Below are 22,912 nucleotides of genomic sequence, written 5' to 3' on the forward strand. Positions count from 1 at the left end.
GCCGGCGCCCCGACGGGACGCGGCCACGTGACCGCTGCTAGGCCCTTGTCATCGCGAGGGAGTTGCGTGACACCGTGCCGCCGCCGGGAGGTGTCGTGGCGTCACGCCGCCGGCTCCACATGGCGTGGAGAGGCGTGGGCCGGTTCGGCCCGCTGGCGAAGGTTCGATGACGGCGATCTGGTTCATCCTGGCGGCCATGACCGCGGCGGCTGTCCTCGGCCTGCTCTGGCCGATGTCGCGGCGCGCCTCCGTGCCCACCGGGGAGGCGGGCGGGAGCGCCATCGCCACCGAGACCGCGTTCTACGAGGATCAGATCGCCGAGATCGCGCGCGATCTGGAGCGCGGCCTGATCGCACCCGAGGAGGCCGAGGCGGCCAAGGCCGAGGCGGCGCGCCGCCTGCTCCGCGCGAGCCGCGAGGCGCAGCTTGAGGCCGAGGATGCTGGGGCCGCCGAGGCGGCACGCCCGGCCGAGCCGCGGCTGCGCCGGCGCCGGGCGGCCTCGGCCTTCGCGGTCTCCACCATCCCCCTCGTGGCACTGATCGCCTACGGACTGTACGGCTCGCCGGAATTGCCCGCCCAGACCGCCGCCGACCGCGCGGCGGCCCGCGGCGGCACCGACGAGCTGATGAAGGCGGTCGGGCAGATCGAGGCGCGTCTGGCCCGCGATCCCAACGACGCGCGCGGCTGGGCGGTGCTCGCCCCGGTCTACATGCGCACCGGCCGCTTCGACGATGCCGCCCGCGCTTACGCGAACATCGCGCGGCTGAAGGGCGAGAGCGCCGACATTCTCGCCGATCAGGCCGAGGCCCTCACGGCGGCCGGCGACGGCACCGTCTCGCCCGAGGCCAAGGCGCTGTTCGAGAAGGCGCAGGCCAAGGATCCGAACGCCCCGAAGCCCCGCTTCTATCTCGCCCGGGCCGCCGAGCAGTCCGGCGATACCGGTGAGGCGATCCGCCAGCTCACGACGCTCGAAGCCGCGAGCCCGCCGGACGCCCCGTGGCTCGGGGTGGTCCGCCAGACGCTGGCCCGCCTCAAGGGCGAGCCGCCCCCGCCCGCCCCGGCGCCCCAGGGACCTCCGAAGATCCCGGCCGAGCAGCAGGCGGCGATCCGCGGCATGGTCGACGGGCTCGATGCCCGGCTGAAGGTCGGCGGCGGCACCCCCGACGAGTGGCTGCGGCTGGTCCGGTCCCGGGCCGTGCTGGGCGAGCACGATCAGGCCGTGGCCGCCCTGGAGCGGGCCCGCGCCGCGCTCGCCAATGATCCGCAGGGACTCGCTCAGGTGGAGCAGGGCGCCCGCGCCCTCGGGCTGGAGCCCGGCGCCTCGCCGGGGCAGCCCGCGGCGTCCGGACCGGCCGCCCAGGCCGAAACGGGGGCGGCGATGGCGGCCGTACGCGCCATGCCGCCGGCCGAGCGCGACGCTGCAATCCGCGGCATGGTCGAAGGGCTCGACCGCCGCCTCGCGTCCCGCGGCGGCACACCGGACGAGTGGCTGCGCCTCGTGCGCGCCTACAGTGTCCTGGGCGAACGCGATCAGGCCATCAAGGCCCTCGACCGGGCCCGCATGGCGCTGGCCGCCAACAGCGAGGCGGTCACCAGACTCGACGGCCTCGCCCGGGAACTGGACCTGCCCGCCAAGTCCAACCCCTGATCCCCACAAAGCCGCGAGGGCCGGGCCCCTCGGCGGCCCGTACGACAATCGGTCCCGACGCCCACCCTTGACCGGCGCCCTCGCGGAGCCGACACCCTGAGGTGGCTGGAATGAGAATGGTTCGGCTCCAGGCGGACACCCGCCCGCCGGATCTCGGGGTGGAAGTATCGTGACGCGTAAGAGCCGCCGCCTGATCCTGATCGCCGCCTGCGGAGGCGTGCTCGCGCTGGCCGTGGGGCTGATCCTGTTCGCTATGAGCGGCTCGATCGTGTTCTTCCGCTCACCCTCCGACATCGCTCAGCAGGGCATCACCCCCGGCACCCGCCTGCGCCTTGGCGGCCTCGTGAAGGACGGCTCGCTCAAGCGCGGACCGGACCAGACGGTCGATTTCGCCGTCACCGACACGAACGCCACTGTCGAGGTCCACTACAAGGGCCTGTTGCCGGACCTGTTCCGCGAGGGGCAGGGCGTGGTCGCCGAGGGCGTCCTGGAGCCGGGCGGGCTGTTCCGGGCCGATACCGTGCTCGCCAAGCACGACGAATCGTACATGCCCCGCGAGGTGGCCGACGCTCTGAAGGCGCAGGGGCGCTGGCAGGAGGGCGGCTCGAACAAGGGCGGCGCCGGGCCGAAGCCCGCGACCGCGGCGGCGGACGGGACCCTCGGCCCCCGCAGCGAGCGGTGAGGGTAGCCGCATGATTGTCGAGACCGGCCATTTCGCGCTCGCGCTCGCGCTCGCGATTTCCCTGGTGCAGATGGTGATGCCCGTCTGGGCTGCACGCTCGGGTGATCCGGCGCTGCGCCAGACCGCCTCCCAGGCGGCGCTCGGCGCCTTCGCCTGCGTGCTCTTCGCCTTCGCGGCACTCACCTGGGCGCACGCCACCTCCGACTTCTCGGTCCAGAACGTCGTCGAGAACTCGCACACGCAGAAGCCGCTGATCTACAAGCTCTCCGGCGTCTGGGGGAACCACGAGGGCTCGATGCTCCTCTGGGTCCTGATCCTAACCCTGTTCGGTGCCTGCGTGGCGGTGGCGAAGAACTCCGTCCCGCCGCGGCTGCGGGCCAGCACGCTGGGCGTCCAGGGCCTGATCACCTTCGTGTTCGTGCTGTTCATCATCACGACGTCGAACCCGTTCACCCGCGTGATCCCGGCGCCGGTCGAGGGCAACGACCTCAACCCGCTGCTGCAGGATCCGGGCCTCGCGGTCCACCCGCCGCTCCTCTACGTCGGCTATGTCGGCTTCTCGATCAGCTTCGCCTTCGCGGTGGCGGCGCTGATCGACGGGCGGATCGACGCTGTCTGGGCCCGAGCGGTCCGGCCCTGGACACTGACCGCCTGGTGCTTCCTGACGCTCGGGATCGCGATGGGCTCCTACTGGGCCTATTACGAGCTCGGCTGGGGCGGCTGGTGGTTCTGGGACCCGGTGGAGAACGCCTCCCTGATGCCGTGGATCGCCGGCACCGCGCTCCTTCACTCCACCGTGGTGATGGAGAAGCGCGACGCCCTGAAGGTCTGGACGGTGCTGCTCGCGATCCTGACTTTCTCGCTCTCGCTGATCGGCACCTTCCTGGTCCGCTCGGGTGTGATCACCTCGGTGCATTCCTTCGCCACGGACCCGACCCGCGGCATCTTCATCCTGGCGATCCTGATCCTGTTCATCGGCGGCTCGCTGACGCTGTTCGCGTGGCGGGCTCCGCTGCTGCGGCAGGGCGGCCTGTTCGCACCGATCTCCCGCGAGGGCTCGCTCGTCCTCAACAACCTGTTCCTCGTCGCGGGCTGCGCCACCGTGCTGGTGGGCACCCTGTACCCGCTGCTCCTCGAGATGCTGACCGGCGAGAAGATCACGGTCGGTCCGCCCTTCTTCAATTCCACCTTCGTGCCGCTGGCGATCCCGCTCCTGCTGATCGTGCCCGTCGGGCAGGCGCTGGCCTGGAAGCGCGGCGACGTGCTCGCCGCCGCCCAGCGCCTGTTCGCCGCGCTGGCGGTGGCCCTGGCGGCCGGCTTCGCGATGCTGGCCCTCACCTGGGGCGGTCCCGTGATGGCGCCCGTGGGGATCGGCCTCGGTGCCTACCTGCTGATCGGCTCCGCCATGGAGATCGTCTCGCGTGCCCGCGGCTACGGCGCGAGCCGGGCGCGGTCCGTGGGCCAGATCGGGCGCCGCGCCGTCGGTCTGCCGCGCTCGGCCTGGGGCACCGCGCTCGCCCATGCGGGCATCGGCGTCGTGGTGCTGGGCATCGCCGCGCAAGGGTGGGCCACCGAGGGCCTGGCGACGTTGAAGCCCGGCCAGACCCTGGCGACAGGACCCTACGTGGCGACTCTGGAGCGCGTCGGCCCCCGCCAGGGCCCGAACTACGAGGAGGCCGCCGCCACCCTGACGATCCGGACCCGCTCCGGTGACGAGGTCGGTCTAGTGGAGACCGGCAAGCGCTTCTATCCAAGCCGCAAGATGGCGGTGACGGAATCGGGTCTGCTGACCGTGGGCGTGAGCCAAGTCTATGCCAGCCTCGGCGAGATGAGCCAGGACGGCGGCGTCGGCCTGCGGCTCTACTACAAGCCCCTGGTGCTGCTGATCTGGCTCGGGGCGGTGGTCATGGCGGCGGGTGGCGCGCTCTCGCTCACGGACCGCCGGATGCGCGTGGGCGTTCCCGCCAAGGCGAAGGCGCGGCCGCTCCCGGCCGCGGTGCCGGCCGAGTGATGGCGTATCGCTCGCTCCGCCCGGCCCTCGTGGCGATCGCCCTGCTCGCGTCGCTCCCCGCCCGCGCCGTCCAGCCCGACGAGGTGCTGAAGGACCCTGTCCTGGAGCACCGCGCCCGGGAGATCTCCGCGGGCCTGCGCTGCCTCGTTTGCCAGAACCAGTCGATCGACGATTCCGATGCGCCGCTGGCCAAGGATCTGCGCCTGATCGTGCGCGAGCGGCTGGAGAAGGGTGACAGCGACAAGGCGGTGCGCGACTACGTCGTCGACCGCTACGGCGAGTTCGTGTTGCTGCGCCCGGTCTTCGCCCTGCACACCCTGCTGCTGTGGCTGACCCCGGTGCTCGCTGTTCTGCTCGGCGGCTTCGGCATCTGGCGCCTCGCGCGCCGCCGGCCGGCCGCGCCGGCCCGGACCCTGTCCCCGGCCGAGGAAGCCGAGGTCGCGGCGCTGCTGAGACGGGAGTAGAGTCGGGCGCCGTCGTGATTTGCCCGTCGCACGCGGCACGAGTTTTGGATCGGGCGTCGCAGACCGCATGGTCGGCGACGCGCCCGGGGCAGGACGATGACGGCCGCTACACTCACCATCTCGAGCCGCAACTACTCCTCGTGGTCCCTGCGCGGCTGGCTGATCTGCCGGATGGCGGGTCTCGACTTTGAAACCGAGGTCCTGTCCGGCGCCGATGCCAATAGCCGGGCGGAGTTGCTCCACCTGTCCCCGTCCTTCCTCGTGCCGCGCCTGCGCCATGGCGACGTGGTCGTGTGGGACACGCTCGCCATCGCCGAGTATCTCGCCGAGACCTTCCCGGATGCCGGCTTCCTGCCGGGCGAAGTCGCGAAACGCGCCCATTGCCGGTCGATCGCCGGCGAGATGCATTCGGGCTTCGTCAACCTGCGCTCTGCCCTGCCGATGAACCTGCGCGCCTTTCACCCCGATTTCCGGGTGTTCAACGGCGCGAAGGCCGACATCGAGCGCATCGTCACGATCTTCGACGATTGCCTCGACCGCTACGAGGGGCCGTACCTGTTCGGAGCCCGGCCCTGCCTGGCCGATGCCATGTACGCCCCGGTCTGCACCCGCTTCCGCACCTACGACGTCGCCCTGCCGCCCCGCGCCACGGCCTATCGCGACACGATCCTGCACTGGCCGCTGATGATCGAGTGGGCGGAGGCCGCCGCCGACGAACCGGACGAGATCGAGGAGCTCGAGATGGAGTTCTGAACGGCCAGCGTGGGGGAGATGCAATTTCTTGCAGGGCACAAATTCGTGTTGCGGCGCACACAAGAAATTCTAGGCGGCGCGGTAATCGGAAAAGATAAGTCCTTACAAATCATTATCGGGCCCCGCGGGCCGCTCTGGTGGTCGAGTGACAGATCGACAAACGTCCTTTGTCGAGCGACCGGACTGCGCGATTGAAGCCAACCGGCATTTCTGTTCCTCTTCGCATTAGAACAGGAACAGACTGGGCTGGAAACCATGGCGCGTCACGAGCCCTGGAGCGCCGAGCGCGCGTCCGGGATCATCGCCGAACATACCCACCTCGAAGGGGCCACGCTGCCGATCCTGCACGCGCTGCAGGAGACGTTCGGCTATGTGGACGCAGGAGCGGTGCCGCTGATCGCGGACGCGCTGAACCTGTCGCGCGCCGAGGTTCACGGCTGCATCACCTTCTACCATGATTTCCGCGCGCATCCCGCCGGCCGTCACGAGGTGAAGCTCTGCCGGGCCGAGGCCTGCCAGGCGATGGGCTCGGACAAGCTGCACCGTGAGATCCTCGGACGCCTCGGCTGCGGCTGGCACGAGACCACCGCCGATGGCAGTGCCACGATCGAGCCGGTCTACTGCCTCGGTCTCTGCGCCTACGGTCCCGCCGCTCTCGTGGATGGCGAGCCCGTCGCCCACCTGACCGCCGACGCCCTCGAGGCCGCCCTGACGGAGGTGCGCCAGTGAGCGTCACGATCTACGTTCCGCGCGACGCCGTCGCCCTGGGCCTCGGCGCCAACAAGGTCGCCCGCGCCCTGTTCGCCGGTGCCGAGCGCCGCGGCCTCGACGTCACCATCGTCCGCACCGGCTCCCGCGGCCTGTTCTGGCTGGAGCCGATGGTCGAGGTCGGCACGCCCGAGGGGCGCGTGGCCTACGGCCCGGTGAAGCTCGCCGACGTCGACGCCCTTCTGGATGCCGGCCTCACCACGGGCGGCGACCACGCCCTGCGCCTCGGCGATCCGGAAGAGATCCCCTACCTCGCCCGGCAGCAGCGCCTGACCTTCCATCGCTGCGGCGTGGTCGACCCGGTCTCCGTCGAGGATTACCGGGCCCATGGCGGCTATCGCGGCCTTGAGGCCGCGCTGAAGCTCGATGCCGAGGGCATCGTCGCAGCGGTGCGCGATTCTGGCCTGCGCGGGCGCGGCGGTGCCGGCTTCCCGGCGGGCATCAAGTGGAACACCGTGATGCTCGCCCGAGCGGACCAGAAATACGTGGTCTGCAATGCCGACGAGGGCGATTCCGGCACCTTCGCCGACCGGATGATGATGGAGGGCGACCCCTTCAATCTCATCGAGGGCATGACCATCGCGGGCGTCGCGACCGGGGCCACGCGCGGCTACATCTACCTGCGCTCCGAGTACCCGCAGGCCTTCGCGACGCTGAAGGAGGCGATCGCCAACGGTGTGAAGGCCGGCGTGCTGGGCGAGAACATCCTGGGCTCGGGCAAGAGCTTCCACCTGGAAGTGCGCCTCGGCGCTGGCGCCTATATCTGCGGCGAGGAGACCTCGCTGCTGGAGAGCCTCGAGGGCAAGCGCGGCATCGTTCGCGCCAAGCCGCCGATCCCGGCCCTGAAGGGCTTCCTCGGCAAGCCGACGCTCGTCAACAACGTCATGACCTTCACGGCTGTGCCGTGGATCCTGGAGAACGGCGCCAGGGCCTACGCCGATTACGGCATGGGCCGCTCGCTCGGCACCCTGCCGATCCAGCTCGCCGGCAACATCAAGCATGGCGGCCTGATCGAGGTGGCCTTCGGCATCACCATCCGGCAGGTCATCGAGGATTTCGGCGGCGGCACCCGTTCGGGCCGGCCGGTCCGGGCCGTACAGGTCGGCGGGCCGCTTGGGGCCTACTTCCCCGACCATCTCCTCGATACGCCCCTCGATTACGAGGCGATGGCGGCCCAGAAGGGCCTCGTCGGCCACGGCGGCATCGTGGTGTTCGACGACACGGTCGACATGGCGAGCCAGGCCCGCTTCGCCTTCGAGTTCTGCGCCACCGAGGCGTGCGGCAAGTGCACCCCCTGCCGCATCGGCGCGACCCGCGGCGTCGAGACCATGGACAAGGTCATCGCCGGCATCCGGCCGGACGCGAACCTGAAGCTGGTCGAGGATCTCTGCGAGGTCATGACCGACGGGTCGCTCTGCGCCATGGGTGGGCTCACGCCGATGCCCGTGATGAGCGCGATCACCCATTTCCCGGAAGATTTCAGGCGCGCCGGCGATCTGCCGGCTGCGGCCGAGTGAGGAGATGTCGATGGGCCTGATCAAGGAGATCGACTACGGCACGCCGATCCGCGTCAGCGAGCAGACGGTGACGCTGACGATCGACGGCATGTCGGTGACGGTGCCGGCCGGCACCTCGGTGATGGCGGCGGCGATGCATGCCGGGACGCAGATCCCGAAGCTCTGCGCCACCGACTCGCTGGAGCCGTTTGGCTCCTGCCGCCTCTGCCTCGTGGAGATCGAGGGGCGGCGCGGCACGCCGGCCTCCTGCACGACGCCGGCCGAGAACGGCATGGTGGTGCACACGCAGAACGAGAAGCTCGCCAAGCTCCGCAAGGGCGTGATGGAGCTCTACATCTCCGACCACCCCCTCGACTGCCTGACCTGCGCGGCGAACGGCGATTGCGAGCTGCAGACCCAGGCGGGCGTCGTCGGCCTGCGCGACGTGCGCTACGGCTACGAGGGCGACAACCACGTCCGGCCGAGCTCCGAGAAGTACCTGCCGAAAGACGAGTCGAACCCGTACTTCACCTACGACCCGTCGAAGTGCATCGTCTGCAACCGCTGCGTGCGCGCCTGCGAGGAGGTGCAGGGCACCTTCGCGCTGACCATCGCGGGCCGCGGCTTCGACAGCCGCGTGGCGGCCGGCCCGACCAACTTCTTCGAGTCCGAGTGCGTCTCCTGCGGCGCCTGCGTGCAGGCCTGCCCGACCGCGACCCTCCAGGAGAAGTCGATCCACGAGTTCGGCCAGCCCGAGCACGCCGAGGTCACGACCTGCGCGTATTGCGGCGTCGGCTGCTCGTTCAAGGCCGAGATGCAGGGCGAGCGCGTCGTGCGCATGGTTCCCTACAAGGGCGGCAAGGCCAACGAGGGCCATAGCTGCGTGAAGGGCCGCTTCGCCTACGGCTACGCCACCCACAAGGACCGCATCACCAAGCCGATGATCCGCGAGAAGATCACGGATCCGTGGCGCGAGGTGTCCTGGGAGGAGGCGATCAACCACGCGGCCTCCGAGTTCAAGCGGATCCAGGCCAAGTACGGCAAGGATTCGGTCGGCGGCATCACCTCGTCGCGCTGCACGAACGAGGAAGCCTACCTCGTCCAGAAGCTCGTGCGCGCCGCCTTCGGCAACAACAACGTCGATACCTGCGCTCGCGTCTGCCACTCGCCCACCGGCTACGGCCTGATGTCGACGCTGGGCACCTCGGCCGGCACCCAGGACTTCAAGTCGGTCGAGTATTCCGATGTGATCCTGGTGATCGGCGCGAATCCCACGGACGGCCACCCGGTCTTCGGCTCGCGGATGAAGAAGCGGCTGCGCGAGGGCGCCAAGCTGATCGTCGCCGATCCGCGCAAGATCGACCTCGTGAAGTCGCCCCACATCAAGGCCGACTATCACCTGCCGCTCAAGCCCGGCTCCAACGTCGCCTTCATCAACTCGCTGGCGCACGTGATCGTCACCGAGGGGCTGGTCGACGAGGCCTATGTCCGCGAGCGCTGCGACCTCGCCGAGTTCGAGTCCTGGGCGCGGTTCATCGCCGACGAGCGCCACTCACCGGAGAACCAGCAGCAGTTCACCGGCCTCGACCCGGTGGAAGTCCGCGGGGCGGCCCGGCTCTACGCCAAGGGCGGCGCGGCCGGCATCTACTATGGCCTCGGCGTCACCGAGCACAGCCAGGGCTCGACCATGGTCATGGGCATGGCCAACATCGCCATGGCCACCGGCAACATCGGCAAGCTCGGCGCCGGCGTGAATCCGCTGCGCGGCCAGAACAACGTGCAGGGCTCCTGCGACATGGGCTCGTTCCCGCACGAGCTCACCGGCTACCGCCACGTGTCGGACGATGCGACCCGCGAAAGCTTCGAGGCCCTCTGGGGCGCCAAGCTCGACAACGCGCCGGGCCTGCGCATCACCAACATGCTGGACGAGGCCGTCGAGGGCACGTTCAAGGGCATGTACATCCAGGGCGAGGACATCGCGCAGTCCGACCCCGACACGCATCACGTCACCTCGGGCCTGAAGGCGATGGAGTGCATCGTCGTCCAGGACCTGTTCCTGAACGAGACCGCCAAATACGCCCACGTCTTCCTGCCGGGCGCCTCGTTCCTCGAAAAGGACGGGACCTTCACCAACGCCGAGCGCCGCATCTCGCGGGTCCGCAAGGTCATGGCCCCGATGGGCGGCTACGGTGATTGGGAGGGCACGGTGCTGCTCTCCAACGCGCTCGGCTACCCGATGACCTACAGCCACCCGTCCGAGATCATGGACGAGATCGCCCGGCTCACCCCGAGCTTCACGGGTGTCTCCTACGCCAAGCTTGACGAGCTCGGCTCGGTGCAGTGGCCCTGCAACGAGAAGGCGCCGCTGGGCACGCCGATGATGCACGTGGACCGGTTCGTCCGCGGCAAGGGCCGGTTCATGATCACCGAGTTCGTGCCCACCGAGGAGCGCACGGGGGCGAAGTTCCCGCTGATCCTCACCACGGGCCGGATCCTCTCCCAGTACAATGTCGGCGCGCAGACCCGGCGCACCCACAATTCGCGCTGGCACGAGGAGGACGTGCTGGAGATCCACCCCTTCGACGCGGAGCTGCGCGGCATCGTCGACGGCGACCTTGTCGCCCTGGAGAGCCGCTCGGGCGACATCGCGCTGAAGGCCAAGATCTCCGAGCGCATGCAGCCGGGTGTGGTCTACACGACCTTCCACCACGCCAAGACCGGCGCCAACGTTATCACCACCGACTACTCGGACTGGGCAACCAACTGCCCCGAGTACAAGGTGACGGCGGTGCAGGTCCGGCGGACCAACCGGCCGTCCGACTGGCAGGCGAAGTTCTACGAGGAGGACTTCTCCCTGACCCGAATCGCCCAGACGCTCGACGCGGCAGAGTAAGAGTATCCGATGAGTGCCGTGACGCAGGCGGACAAGCTCGTCCGCATGGCCAACCAGATCGCCTCCTTCTTCCGGTCCTACCCGGAGGAGGAGGCGGTGGCCGGCATCCAGAAGCACATCAAGGCGTTCTGGACGCCCCGGATGATTGCTTACCTCGAAGCCGCCCTGCCGGAGCAGGGCGAGCGGGTGGACGGCCTCGTGCGGCGGGCGCTGCACGGTGCCGAGCCGGAGGCCGACAGCCCGGTCCGCCCGGCGACCCGGGACCCGCAGCTCGCCGGGGCCGGTGCCAGCGACGCCGGCTGAGCCGAACAATCGTCGACTCCGGGTCCCGCCAGTGCCCGCAGTCGTCACAGTTCACGCATGCACAGTGTCGCAGTCGGGATTAAATCTGTCGACTGGGCGTATTGTACACTGGCACCCTGCACACAGATCGCGCATCTTCCACGGCCGAGCTGCCCGCGAAAGTGGCTGCTGTGGAGGATGGCGTCATGGGTGTTGGAATTACAGGTGCGGTCGCGCCTGACGTTGCGCCGGGTCTGTTGTCGCGCGAGCGTATCGTTGCCAAGCCAGGCTTCAACCGGTGGCTGGCCCCGCCAGCGGCTCTCGCGATCCATCTCTGCATCGGTATGGCCTATGGTCTGTCGGTGTTCTGGCTGCCGCTGACGCGGGCGCTCTCCGTCGGCAAGCCCGCTCCCGCCGCCTGCCCCGACATGGGGGTGATGACGGCCCTGTTCACCACCACCTGCGATTGGCGCGTCAGCGACCTCGTCACGGTCTTCTCGATCGGTATCGTCGTGCTCGGCCTCTCGGCCGCCCTGTTCGGCGGCTGGCTGGAGCGCGCGGGCCCGCGCAAGGCCGGCATCGTGGCCGCCCTGTGCTGGGGCGGTGGCTTCCTCATCGGCGCGTTCGGCGTCTACATTCACCAGCTCTGGCTGGTCTGGCTCGGCATGGGCCTGATCGGCGGCATCGGGCTGGGCCTCGGCTACATCTCGCCGGTCTCGACGCTGATCAAGTGGTTCCCGGACCGCCGCGGCATGGCCACCGGCATGGCGATCATGGGCTTCGGCGGTGGCGCGATGATCGGCTCGCCGCTGGCCGACAGCCTGATCAAGACGTTCCGGAGCGCCGATTCCGTCGGCGTCTGGCAGACGCTCGCCGTCATGGGCATCGGCTACCTGATCTTCATGCTCGGCGGTGCCTTCGGCTATCGGGTGCCGCCGGCCGGCTGGCGCCCGGACGGGTGGACCGCGCCCGCAGCCAGGAACGCCATGATCGCCTCGGGGCATGTCCATCTCCGGGACGCGCACAGGACCTTCCAGTTCTGGATGATCTGGCTCGTCCTCTTCCTGAACGTGTCCGCCGGCATCGGCGTGCTGGCTCTCGCTTCGCCGATGCTCCAGGAGATCTTCGGCGGTGAGCTGATCGGCTTGCCGGGTACCGGCTTCTCCGCCCTCGACGCCGGCCAGAAGGCGCAGGTCGCGGCGATCGCGGCCGGCTTCGTCGGCCTGCTGTCGCTGTTCAACATCCTGGGCCGCTTCTTCTGGGCCTCGATGTCGGACCGGATCGGCCGCAAGCTGACCTACGCCACCTTCTTCGCGCTCGGCGGCGTGCTCTACGCGGCCGCACCCTGGGCGGCCGGCATCGGCTCGCAGGCGCTATTCGTCGCCTTCTTCTGCGTGATCCTGTCCATGTATGGCGGCGGCTTCTCGACGGTCCCGGCCTATCTCGCTGACGTGTTCGGCACGCAGTTCGTGGGTGCCATCCACGGGCGCCTTCTCACCGCGTGGTCGATGGCGGGCATCGTCGGGCCCTTCGTCATCACCAAGATCCGCGAGGCGCAGGTCGCCGCGGGCGTGCAGGGTGCGGATCTCTACGGTCGGACCATGTACGTGCTCGCGAGCTTCCTGGCGATCGGGTTCATCTGCAACTTGCTGGTTCGTCCGCTGGCCCAGCGCTGGTTCATGTCCGATTCCGAGCGCGCCGCGCTCGATGTCCGCACGGGTGCCACGGTCTCGGGGCCAGCCGGCTCCTTCGGCATCGGACGCGGCGGCTTCAGCCTGGGCGCTGCCCTGGCCTGGGCCGTGGTCGGCATCCCGATCGTCTGGGGCATCGGCATCACTCTGTCGAAGGCGTTCATCCTGTTCCGCTGAGTCTCGGGGACCCGCCGCCGGTTGTGGCCGGGCCGGCGGGTCGCTAGGCTCCGGCAGGCGTCGCCGTGCCGGCATGCGCCGTTCGGAATGCCTCCGTGATCGACAAGCTGGACTTCCTGCTCGCGCTCGCCCGGGAGCAGCATTTCGGACACGCGGCCGAGGCCTGCGGGGTGACGCAGCAGACCCTCTCGGCCGGCGTGAAGCAGCTGGAGAACCGCTTCGGCGTGCAGCTCGTGCTGCGCGGCTCGCGCTTTCAGGGCTTCACCCCGGAGGGTGAGCGGGTGTTGGAATGGGCGCGGCGCATCGTGGCCGATGCCCGGGCCATGCACGAGGAGGTCACCGGCCTGCGCCGCGGGCTGACCGGACATCTGCGCATCGCCGCGATCCCCACGGCCCTGCCGATGATCGTGAACCTGACCACCCCGTACCGGGAGCGCCATCCGGATGTGCGGCTCACGGTCGAATCCGCCACCTCGACCGACATCTTCTCGCTGATCGAGAACCTCGAGGCCGATGCGGGGCTGACCTATCTCGACAACGAACCGCTCGGGCGGGTGATCTCCGTGCCCCTCTACCGGGAGCGCTACCGCCTCGTGACGGCGATCGGCGGCCCCTTCGAGGGCCGCGCCAGCGTCACCTGGGCCGAGACCGGCAGCCTGCCTCTCTGCCTGCTCACCCCGAACATGCAGAACCGGCGCATCATCGATCAGCAGATCCGGGAGGCGGGCGCGGATCCCGCCGCCACCCTCGAGTCGAACTCGATGATCGTGCTGCTGACCCATGTCCGCACTCTGCGCTGGGCGTCGATCATGCCGGAGATCCTGATCGATGCCCTGGGGCCCATGGATGGGGTGCGCTCCATCCCGATCACCGCCCCCGATCTGGAGCACACGATCGGCCTTGTTGCCCCGCGCCGCGAACCCTCCACCCCGATGGTGACTGCCCTCGTCACCATCGCTCGATCGCTGGCGCGGACCCTGGATCCGGAACTATCGGAATCCGCACCTGCCTGACTGCACCGAGACCGGCCGTCAGGCCGGTGCCGGGCGGCCCCGGAGCAGGCGGTGGACGGTGCGATACGCGTGCAACGGCAGCGTCAGGACGAACCAGACCGCGAGAACCGCAACGGTGATGAGGATCGCCAGCAGGATTCTGAGCACCGAACCCGCCCTCCAGGAATTGGGCTGATCGAGACCGAGAGGCGAATCCCTGTGCGGAGTCGAGCAGCGTCTGGAATGCGGCTATCGTTAAGGAATGGTGCTGGGGCCGGGCTGTTGTCGCCCGGATCGGTTGGCTGGGGGAGAGCAGACACGAAAAAAGCCGCCCCGTCACAGGAGCGGCTTCGTCACAGCGGGGCCGGGATGCGGCCCAGCGACTTACTTGATCTTGGCTTCCTTGAACTCGACGTGCTTGCGCGCGACCGGATCGTACTTCCGCATCGTCAGCTTCTCGGTCTGCGTGCGGGAGTTCTTCTTGGTAACGTAGAAATAGCCCGTGTCGGCGGTCGAGACGAGCTTGATCTTGACAGTGACGGCCTTGGCCATGGCGCGGCGCTCCTGCAGGGTGCGGCATTCCGCGTGAGCGAAACGCAAATGGCCGGGAGAGCCCGGCCGAATACGGGCGGGTGAATGCCCGATCGGGCCGGGCAGGTCAAGAGCGGTCGCGCGTTCGTTCCGTTGCGGCGAGCCAGCCGGCGAAGGCCAGGAACAGGGCGAGCAGCGCCAGCGCGAACCCATGCGGCGGGACGAGGTCGAGCCCGCCGCCGATCACCGGCGGTCCGAGCATCAGGCCGACATTGTAGAGCACCACGAAGGCCGCGTTGGCGCCCGCGAGATCGCTCGGCGGCGTACGGTCGCCCAGCATCGCCAGGCCGACCGTGTAGAGGGTGCCGGCGATGCCGCCCCAGACCAAGAGCAGCAGGCCGAACGCCACGGGGCTGCCGGCCGCCAGCGGGATCAGGGCCGAACCCGCGGCGCCCGCGAGGCTCGCACCGAGCAGCACCGCCCCGCGATCGAGCCGGTCGGCGAGCCAGCCGAACGGGATCTGGAACAGCACGTTGCCGAGGGCGATCAGACTGACGAGCCCGGCCGCACCCTGCGCGTCGTAGCCGAGGCGCAGGCCATAGAGAGGCAGGATCGCGAAAATGCCGGTCTCCACGGCCCCGTAGGCGAGGGAGGCCGCCAGCGCGCCGGGGGCGAGCCGCAGGTAGCCGAGGATGCTCAGGCCGGAGCCGGCCTCGATCGTTGGCGACAATCCCCGGGCCAACACGATGGGCAGCCCACCTGCCAGCATGAGCACGGCGCCCGTGGCGTAGGGCGCCAGTCCCTCGGTGCCGACGAGCGCCAGCAGGAGCGGGCCGACCGAGAAACCCGCCGCGAGGACGGTGGCGTAGATGCCCATCACGAGCCCACGCCGCTCCGGCGGGGCGGCGGCATTGATCCAATATTCCGAGAGGACAAACAGCGCTCCGAGCGTCGCCGAGAAGGCGAAGCGCAGGGGGAACCACAGGGCGATGCCCGGCAGCAGCGGGAACAGCGCGAGGCTGATAGCCCCGACGAGGAGCGCCAGCCCGAGCAGCGGGGCGACGCCGACCCGCGCGGCGAGGCGCGGCACGAACGGCACCGTGCAGATGCTGGCGATGCCGGCCACCGCGGTGTTGAGCCCGATCAGCGTGCTCGACGCACCACGCCGCTCCAGCTCGATCGACAGGAGCGGGATCGACAGGCTGAGGCCGATCCCGACCACGGTGACGCAGGTGATCGCGGCGGAGATCGCCGCCACATCCTCCGACCTGATTCCGCGCCGCCCCTCGTGTTCCAGCTCCTTCGGACGGCTCACAAGGCAACCCGCTCGCGGCGCCCGTAGCGCTCGTAATGGAAAGGGATCATCCGGTGGGGGGCGAAGTCGGCGGCGATCTGCGCCTCCAGATCGTCCAGGATGGCGCGGGTTATGTAGGGCAGGTCGAGCTTGCGCGCGGCGTCGAGCCGGACCCAGGCGAGCTCGGTGAGCTCGGCATCCGCCGTCACCCGGCCCGGCTCCTCGGCTGCCACGACGCTCCGGTCGACCGCGAAGAACCGCGTGTCGAACCGGCGCACGCGCTTCGGCGGCGTGATGGCCCGGGCCACGAGGTGGAGCGCCTCGAGATCCGGCAGGACGCCGTGCCGGACGAATCCCTCCCAACCCGCGGGCGCGTCCTCGGGGGCGCCGTGCTCGGTGGTGCCGAGCAGAAGTCCGGTCTCCTCGTAAGTCTCGCGGATGGCCGCCAAGGCAAGGGCGCGTCCGAGATGGTGCGGCGGCCGCGAGACCTGACGGGTCAGCGCTGCCTCCGCGTAGTCGGGGAGCGCCCCGGCCACCGGCATGTGGCGGTCGCCGAGCTCGATCCGGCCGCCTGGGAAAACGAACTTGCCCGGCATGAAGGCGAGGTTCGGGTTCCGACGGCCCAGCAGGACCTTCGGACCGCCCCGCCCACGCCGGTCGAGCACGATCATGGTCGCGGCATCGCGTGGGCGCAGGCGCGGAGCGGCCGGCTTCCGCTCAGGGGCAGTCGCGATCTCGGATCCCCGCGCTGTCTGGGCCTCCTCGGACACCGGCTGCGGCAAGACGCGTCTCCTCAAGCCCCGGGGCAGGGCGGCTCCGCGGTAACGTGGCGAAGCCGTGCATGCCAAGGGCATATTGCAGCCCGACGACGGCGCCCTTGACCGGCTGGAGCAGGGCCAGCGCGAACAGGAGCGTGAAGGCCGGCCAGAAGCCGATCTCGATCCAGAGCGGAACTTCGTAAGCGCTCTCTGTCTCCAAGATCAGGTAGCCGACGATGTGGGCGACGATGAAGATCACCACGTAGGGCGGCAGATCGTCGGCCCGCTGGTGGTGCAGCTCCAGGCCGCAGGCGTCGCAGTCCGGCCGCACCTTCAGGAAGCGCCCGAAAAGCCGTCCCTGACCGCAATGCGGGCAGCGGCCGATGAACCCGCGGGCCATCGCGCGGATCAGGCCGGTGCGGACGGGGATCGCGTCGGCTGTCATGATCCGGCTGTACACTGGCTGCGTCACCGGCGCGACCCGCGGTGGCGCGTACCGGTGTTGCGGATGCCGGCGGGGCGACCCGGTGGCGCAGCCTTGAAGGGTCGCCCGCCGGGCTTCTTGCCCGGGCCGGGCTTGCGGGCGCCGGAGCGGGTCCGACCCTCGCTGAGGAGCTCGAAGCGGAGCGCGCCCGCCACCGGCGCGGCCTCGACGAGGCGGACCTCGACCCGGTCGCCGAGGCGGAACGTCTCGCCGGTCCGCTCGCCCACCAGGGCGTGGCGGCCCTCCTCGTGGCGGAAATAGTCGGCGCCGAGCTGCGAGACCGGCACGAACCCGTCCGCCCCGGTCTCGTCGAGCTTGATGAACAGGCCGGCCCGGGTCACGCCTGCGATCTGGCCTTCGAAGGTCGCCCCGACCTGGTCGGCGAGATGGTGCGCGATCAGTCGATCGATGGTCTCGCGCTCGGCCGCCATGGCGCGGCGTTCGGCCGCCGAGATCTGCTCGCCGATCTGCGCCAGCTCGCCCACCGAGATGTCGCTCGCGAGACCGTCCGTGCCAAGACCACAGGCGGTGATCAGCGCCCGGTGCACGATCAGGTCGGCATAGCGCCGGATCGGCGAGGTGAAGTGCGCGTAGCGGCGCAGGTTCAGGCCGAAATGGCCGAGGTTCTCGGCGGCGTAGACCGCCTGGGCCTGGCTGCGCAGGATCACCTCGTTGAGGAAGACACCATGCTCGGTCTCGGCCGCCATGGCGAGGATCCGGTTGAACAGGGCGGGCCGCAGCGCCCCCTCCTTGGGCAGCTTGATGCCTACCGAGGCCAGCACCTCGCCGAGCGCCCGCATCTTCTCCAGGGCGGGTTCGTCGTGGATGCGGTAGATCAGGGGCTGGCGGGCGTGCTCGAGAGTCTCGGCGGCCGCGACGTTCGCCTGGATCATGAACTCCTCGATGAGCCGGTGGGCGTCGAGGCGTTCCGGCACGATCACCCGGTCGACCGCCCCCTCGGGAGAGAGCAGAACCTTGCGTTCGGGCAGGTCGAGGGCGAGCGGCCCGCGGCGATCCCGGGCCTCGCGCAGGGCCGCGTAGGCTGCCCAGAGCGGGTGAAGCGCCGTGTCCAACAGCGGTCCGGTCGTGTCATCCGGCTGCCCGTCGATGGCAGCCTGCGCCTGCGCGTAGGCGAGCTTGGCGCGGGAGCGCATCATCACCCGGTGGAAGCTGTGGTGGCGCTTCACGCCGTCGGCGGCGATGATCATGCGCACGGCCAGGGCCGGCCGGTCCTCGCCCTCGCGGAGCGAGCAGAGGTCGTTCGAGATCCGCTCCGGCAGCATCGGCACGACCCGGTCGGGGAAATAGACCGAATTGCCACGCTCCAAGGCCTCGCGGTCGAGGCTCGAACCCGGCCGCACATAGGCAGCCACGTCGGCGATGGCGACGGTGAGAATGAAGCCGCCCGGATTGGCCGGGTCGGGATCGGCCTCGGCCATGACGGCGTCGTCGTGGTCCTTGGCGTCCGGCGGGTCGATGGTGAGCAGCGGGCGGTCACGCCAGTCCTCACGGCCCTTCATCGTGGCGGGCTTGGCGGCGTCGGCTTCCGCCAGGGTCGCGTCGGCGAAGACGTGCGGGATGTTATGCAGGTGCAGCGCGATCAGGCTCACGGCCTTCTCGGAGCCGAGGGAGCCAAGCCGCTCCCGGACGCGGCCCCGCGGCAGGCCGAAGCGGGTCTCGCGTTCCAGTGAGACGCTGACGAGATCGCCGTCGCGGGCCTGGCCCTCCTCGCCGGGCGGGATCAGGATCTCGCGGCCCTGCGAGCGCTTCTCCACCGGCACGATCCGGCCGCCCTGCGCGCCGGCCCGGTAGACGCCGATGATCTCGGCCTTGTTCTTGCCGATGACCTTGATGACCCGGCCGGTATAGCCACCCTCGGCGTCGCGCTCGACCCGGATCAGGGCGCGGTCGCCGATCCCCGGCGCCGGACGGTTGCCCTTACGGGGGCCGCGGGGCTGCGTCAGCACGATGGCCGGCGGCTTGCCGGTGCCGGTCCACTCCGCCGGAACCGCCAGGAATTCGCCATGGCGGTCGCGGGAGCGGATGTCGGCCAGCACGACCGGCGGCAGGTGGCCCGCCGGGGCGAGACCGCCGCGGCCGCGATCGAGGGCGCCGTCCTCCTCGATCTCCTTGAGGACCCGCTTCAGGTCGATCTTGGCGGCGCCCTTGATGCCGAAGGCCTTGGCGATCTCCCGCTTGCCGACGCGCTCCTTCGACTCGGCGACGAAGGCGAGGATCTGCTCACGGGTGGGGAAGGGCGGAGGAGCAGCGGGTTCGGCCGCCGGGGCGGTAATGCGTCGTGCCAAAAGGTGAGTGCCGGACAATTTTCGGGAGACACGGCCCGCGCGGGCCTCGGACCGCGGGTTCGATCCTGTGATCATAAGATGGGTGTCCGGCGAGCCCGCGGCAACGCCGCGCGGCCATTCCTCAACAGGCGCGATCAGCCCGTGGGAGCGATCTTCCGAATCTGGTCGACCGCCTGATCCACATCGAAGCCGGGGGCGAGGATCTCGTCGAGGGTGAAGGGGCAGGCGCACGGAAGGGTGAGGTTCACCTGCCCCTCCCGCGGCGCCAGCTCCGGCGTCTCCGCGTCGTGGACGGCGAGCGTCCATGCGCCGTCCATGCGCAGACTCGACGCGTCGGGTGGGTCGGCGGCGAGCGCGGCGAGCTTGCTACGGCCGGCCTCGCAGCAGGCGCGGCTCACGCCGTCATCCGAGATCAGGGCTGCCTTGATCAGCTCGGCCAGGGCATCCCTGACCCGTTCCACGCTCGCGTTCATGGGCATCCGTTCCGAGAGACCCTGAGCCCGTGGCAAACCGGATGCCAGCATGCGCTGCGGCCGCGTCACAGAACCATCGATCTTCCATCGCGAACCGCCGGGTGTAGAAGGCACGCATGATCCCGGTCCTGACGCGTCATACCGAGGCTGTGCCGTTCTACGCCGCGGCCTGCACCGAGCTGCGCCTGCGCGGCTTCGAGGGCGACCTGTCGCTATCGGATGCCGACCGCACGGTCTTCTCGACCGACAACTCGATCTATCAGGTCGAGCCGGGAGCCGTGGCCTTCCCGCGGACCCGCGACGACCTCGTCCGGATCGCCAAGCTCCTCGACGATCCGCGCTTCGCCGAGATCGTGATCCGCCCGCGGGGTGGGGGGACCGGAACCAACGGCCAGTCACTGGGCCACGGCCTCGTGGTCGACACCTCGCGGCACATGAACCGCATCCTAGAGATCGACGTCGCCAACCGCACCGTCCGGGTCGAGCCGGGGGTGGTGAAGGACCAGCTCAACCGGGAACTGGCCAAGCACGGCCTGTTCTTCGCGCCCGAACTCTCGACCTCGAACCGTGCCACCATCGGCGGCATGATCTCCACCGATGCCTGCGGGCAGGGCTCGTGCCTCTACGGCAAGACTCGGGACCACGTCCTGGCGCTGACCTGCGTGCTCACCGACGGCACGGTCTGGACCGCCGAGCCGCTGGACGCGGCCGGCCTCGCCGCCGCCAAGGACCGCGGTGGCCGGATCGGGGCGATCCACCGCGCCATCGACACCGTCGTCACTGACAACGCGGCGCTGATCGCCGAGCGCTTCCCCAAGCTCAACCGCTGCCTCACCGGCTACGACCTCGCCCATCTGCGCGACGCGGCGGGCCGGTTCGACCTCAAGAGCGTGATCTGCGGCTCGGAGGGGACGCTGGCGCTGATCGCCGAGGCGCGGCTCAACGTTCTGCCGATCCCGAAGGCCGCGGTCCTGGTGGCGCTCTCCTATGTCAATTTCGACGCCGCGCTCCGCGACGCGCAGGCGCTGCTGCCGTTCGGCGCCGCCTCGGTGGAGACCATCGACTCCACCGTGCTGGCGCTGGCCCGCAAGGACCCGATCTGGGCCGAGGTGCGGGCCTTCTTCCCCGACGATCCGGCCGGCCGGCCGGTGGACGGGATCAACCTGGTGGAATTCGTCGGCGACGACGAAGCCAGCGTTGAGGCCGCCCTCGGTCGGCTCACCGGGATGCTGGAGGCCGAGCGCGGCAGCGACACGAAGCGCCTCGGCTTCACGGTGGCGCGCGGGGCGGCGATCGAGCGGCTCTGGACGATGCGCAAGAAGGCCGTCGGCCTCCTCGGCGCCGCCAAGGGCGACGCCCGGCCTATCCCCTTCGTGGAGGATACGGCCGTGCCGCCGGAGCGGCTCGCCGACTTCATCGCCGAGTTCCGGGCGCTCCTCGACGGCAAGGGGCTGCGCTACGGGATGTTCGGCCACGTCGATGCCGGCGTCCTGCACGTGCGCCCGGCGATCGACCTGAAGGACCCGAACCAGAACGGCCTGATCCGCGAGGTCACAGAGGGCGTCGTGGCGCTCACTGCCAAGTATGGCGGCCTGCTCTGGGGCGAGCACGGCAAGGGCTTCCGCTCGGAATTCGTGCCCGCGACCTTCGGCCCGCTGATGCCAGCGCTGGAGGCGGTCAAGCGCGCCTTCGACCCGGGCGACCGGATGAATCCGGGCAAGATCGCCTCGGCCAGGGGGCAGGGCCTCACGCGGATCGACGGCGTGCCGCGCCGGGGCGAGCGGGACCGCACCATCCCGGCGCCGGTCCGCCAGGATTTCGACGAGGCGCTCCACTGCAACGGCAACGGCGCCTGTTTCAGCTACGACGCGGACGAGGCCATGTGCCCGTCCTGGAAGGCGACCCGGGAGCGGCGCCACTCGCCCAAGGGCCGGGCCTCGCTGATGCGCGAGTGGCTGCGCCGCGCGGCGGCGGAAGGCGTCGACCCGGCCGCCGAGCTGACGCAGCAGCGCGCCAGATGGCTGCGCGACGTGACCGCCACCCTGCGGAGCGCTCTCCGGCCCCGGCCCGCCGCAGAGGACTTCTCGCACGCGGTCAAGGAGGCGATGGACGGCTGCCTCGCCTGCAAGTCCTGCACGGGCTCCTGCCCGATCAAGGTCGATGTGCCGACCTTCCGGGCGAAGTTCCTGGCGCTCTACCACACGCGCTACGCGCGGCCCCTGAAGGATCACCTCGTGGCGGCCCTGGAGCCGCTGTTGCCGCTGGCGGCCCGGGCGCCACGCCTGAGCAATGCGCTCCTGGCCAATCCGATGACCCGTCTACTGCTCGCCAGAGCCGGCTTGGTGAAGATCCCGACCCTGTCGGCCATCGACCTGAAGGCGGCCCTGGCGGATCTCGGCGTCGCCGTCGCGACGCGGGAGGCTTTGGCCCAACTCGATCCGGCGGCGCGGGAGAAAGCGGTTCTGGTAGTGCAGGACGCCTTCACCAGCCATTTCGACGCGCCCCTCGTCCTCGATAGCTGCGCGCTCCTGATCGCCCTCGGCTTCGAGCCCTGGCTCGTCCCCTACCGGTCGAACGGCAAGCCGCTGCATGTGCACGGATTCCTGGCGCGGTTCGCTGCCGTCGCCCGGTCCAATGCCGGGATGTTGCGAGACCTCGCCCAGCACGGCATCCCGCTCGTCGGAATCGATCCGTCGATGACGCTGACCTATCGCTCGGAATATGCGCAGGCGCTCGGCGGTGACCTGCCGAAGGTCCACCTGCTCCAGGAGTGGCTGGCCACGCAGCTCGGCCGGATCGCGCCGCGACAGGGCGGCGGGACGATGCGCCTGCTGCCCCACTGCACCGAGCGCACCAACGCTCCGGGCGCGGTTCGGGACTGGCAGGCCGTGTTCGCCCATCTCGGGCTTCGGCTTGAAGTGCCGGCTGCCGGCTGCTGCGGCATGGCGGGGACCTATGGCCACGAGGCGCGCCACCGCGCCACCTCCGAGGCGATCTATGCCTTGAGCTGGGCGCGCCACGTGGCCGAGGCGCCCGGCTGCACCCTGCTGGCGGACGGCTATTCCTGCCGGTCCCAGGCCAAGCTCGTCGACGGCGTGCGGCTGCGCCACCCGGCCCAGGCGCTCCTCGACCATGTCCGGGCGAGCGCCGCGGGCGCGGCCCCGTTCCATCCCGAGCGCGCCGCGGCCGCGGCGCGATGAGCGGTGCGG

General features: G+C 70.1%; 19 protein-coding genes. 12 read left to right on the plus strand and 7 right to left on the minus strand.

From position 1 onward, the window contains the following. Positions 1–166: 166 nt before the first annotated feature. The 11 genes from ccmI (at position 167) to ACYCO6_RS35460 (ending at position 13,878) form a co-directional block, all read left to right on the plus strand. Positions 167–1,648, plus strand: coding sequence for a c-type cytochrome biogenesis protein CcmI (gene ccmI / locus ACYCO6_RS35410; protein ID WP_459768230.1), 1,482 nt, complete (start codon positions 167–169; stop codon positions 1,646–1,648). Between the two features lie 169 nt (positions 1,649–1,817). Beyond that, the gene (gene ccmE / locus ACYCO6_RS35415) at positions 1,818–2,330 is read left to right on the plus strand and encodes a cytochrome c maturation protein CcmE (RefSeq protein ID WP_459768231.1); all 513 of its coding nucleotides are present in this window, start codon (positions 1,818–1,820) and stop codon (positions 2,328–2,330) included. 10 nt (positions 2,331–2,340) lie between these two features. Beyond that, complete coding sequence (locus tag ACYCO6_RS35420) at positions 2,341–4,341, plus strand: heme lyase CcmF/NrfE family subunit (protein WP_459768232.1); 2,001 nt, start codon at positions 2,341–2,343, stop codon at positions 4,339–4,341. Then, a complete protein-coding gene (locus ACYCO6_RS35425; protein ID WP_459768233.1) occupies positions 4,341–4,805 on the plus strand; it encodes a cytochrome c-type biogenesis protein in 465 nt (154 codons plus the stop codon). Before ACYCO6_RS35420 ends, ACYCO6_RS35425 begins: the two co-directional genes overlap by 1 nt. 96 nt (positions 4,806–4,901) lie before the next feature. After that, positions 4,902–5,558, plus strand: coding sequence for a glutathione S-transferase family protein (locus tag ACYCO6_RS35430; RefSeq protein WP_459768234.1), 657 nt, complete (start codon positions 4,902–4,904; stop codon positions 5,556–5,558). Between the two features lie 255 nt (positions 5,559–5,813). Beyond that, the gene (locus tag ACYCO6_RS35435; RefSeq protein ID WP_459768235.1) at positions 5,814–6,287 is read left to right on the plus strand and encodes a formate dehydrogenase subunit gamma; all 474 of its coding nucleotides are present in this window, start codon (positions 5,814–5,816) and stop codon (positions 6,285–6,287) included. Next, a complete protein-coding gene (locus tag ACYCO6_RS35440) occupies positions 6,284–7,843 on the plus strand; it encodes a formate dehydrogenase beta subunit (RefSeq protein WP_459768236.1) in 1,560 nt (519 codons plus the stop codon). Before ACYCO6_RS35435 ends, ACYCO6_RS35440 begins: the two co-directional genes overlap by 4 nt. 10 nt (positions 7,844–7,853) lie before the next feature. Continuing rightward, complete coding sequence (gene fdhF / locus ACYCO6_RS35445; RefSeq protein WP_459768237.1) at positions 7,854–10,715, plus strand: formate dehydrogenase subunit alpha; 2,862 nt, start codon at positions 7,854–7,856, stop codon at positions 10,713–10,715. A 9-nt stretch (positions 10,716–10,724) separates the two neighbouring features. Further along, entirely contained in the window at positions 10,725–11,018 is a 294-nt protein-coding gene (locus ACYCO6_RS35450) for a formate dehydrogenase subunit delta (RefSeq protein WP_459768238.1), read from the plus strand. Positions 11,019–11,203: 185 nt separating this feature from the next. Further along, the gene (locus ACYCO6_RS35455) at positions 11,204–12,865 is read left to right on the plus strand and encodes an OFA family MFS transporter (protein ID WP_459768239.1); all 1,662 of its coding nucleotides are present in this window, start codon (positions 11,204–11,206) and stop codon (positions 12,863–12,865) included. Between the two features lie 95 nt (positions 12,866–12,960). After that, a complete protein-coding gene (locus ACYCO6_RS35460; RefSeq protein WP_459768240.1) occupies positions 12,961–13,878 on the plus strand; it encodes a LysR family transcriptional regulator in 918 nt (305 codons plus the stop codon). An 18-nt stretch (positions 13,879–13,896) separates the two neighbouring features. On the opposite strand, the gene ACYCO6_RS35465 is transcribed toward ACYCO6_RS35460, so the two are convergent. The 7 genes from ACYCO6_RS35465 to ACYCO6_RS35495 form a co-directional block, all read right to left on the minus strand. Continuing rightward, positions 13,897–14,025, minus strand: a complete 129-nt coding sequence (locus ACYCO6_RS35465) for a hypothetical protein (protein ID WP_459768241.1) — start codon at positions 14,023–14,025, stop codon at positions 13,897–13,899. A gap of 216 nt (positions 14,026–14,241) precedes the next feature. Continuing rightward, on the minus strand, positions 14,242–14,409 hold the full coding sequence (rpmG, locus tag ACYCO6_RS35470) for a 50S ribosomal protein L33 (RefSeq protein WP_238300501.1): 168 nt from the start codon (positions 14,407–14,409) through the stop codon (positions 14,242–14,244). Positions 14,410–14,515: 106 nt separating this feature from the next. Beyond that, entirely contained in the window at positions 14,516–15,703 is a 1,188-nt protein-coding gene (locus ACYCO6_RS35475) for an MFS transporter (protein WP_459768242.1), read from the minus strand. Next, entirely contained in the window at positions 15,700–16,464 is a 765-nt protein-coding gene (locus ACYCO6_RS35480) for an NUDIX hydrolase (protein WP_459768243.1), read from the minus strand. The genes ACYCO6_RS35475 and ACYCO6_RS35480 overlap by 4 nt, the downstream gene beginning before the upstream one ends. After that, positions 16,400–16,885: a DUF983 domain-containing protein gene (locus tag ACYCO6_RS35485; RefSeq protein ID WP_459773874.1), complete on the minus strand. Its 486-nt coding sequence runs from the start codon at positions 16,883–16,885 to the stop codon at positions 16,400–16,402. Before ACYCO6_RS35485 ends, ACYCO6_RS35480 begins: the two co-directional genes overlap by 65 nt. 23 nt (positions 16,886–16,908) lie before the next feature. Next, entirely contained in the window at positions 16,909–19,230 is a 2,322-nt protein-coding gene (gene rnr / locus ACYCO6_RS35490) for a ribonuclease R (protein ID WP_459768244.1), read from the minus strand. A gap of 134 nt (positions 19,231–19,364) precedes the next feature. Then, positions 19,365–19,703: a hypothetical protein gene (locus tag ACYCO6_RS35495; protein ID WP_459768245.1), complete on the minus strand. Its 339-nt coding sequence runs from the start codon at positions 19,701–19,703 to the stop codon at positions 19,365–19,367. 116 nt (positions 19,704–19,819) lie between these two features. On the opposite strand from ACYCO6_RS35495, the gene ydiJ reads away from it, so the two are divergent. Beyond that, positions 19,820–22,903, plus strand: coding sequence for a D-2-hydroxyglutarate dehydrogenase YdiJ (gene ydiJ, locus ACYCO6_RS35500; RefSeq protein ID WP_459768246.1), 3,084 nt, complete (start codon positions 19,820–19,822; stop codon positions 22,901–22,903). Positions 22,904–22,912: the final 9 nt, after the last annotated feature.

This window comes from Methylobacterium sp. CM6257 (assembly GCF_054611515.1).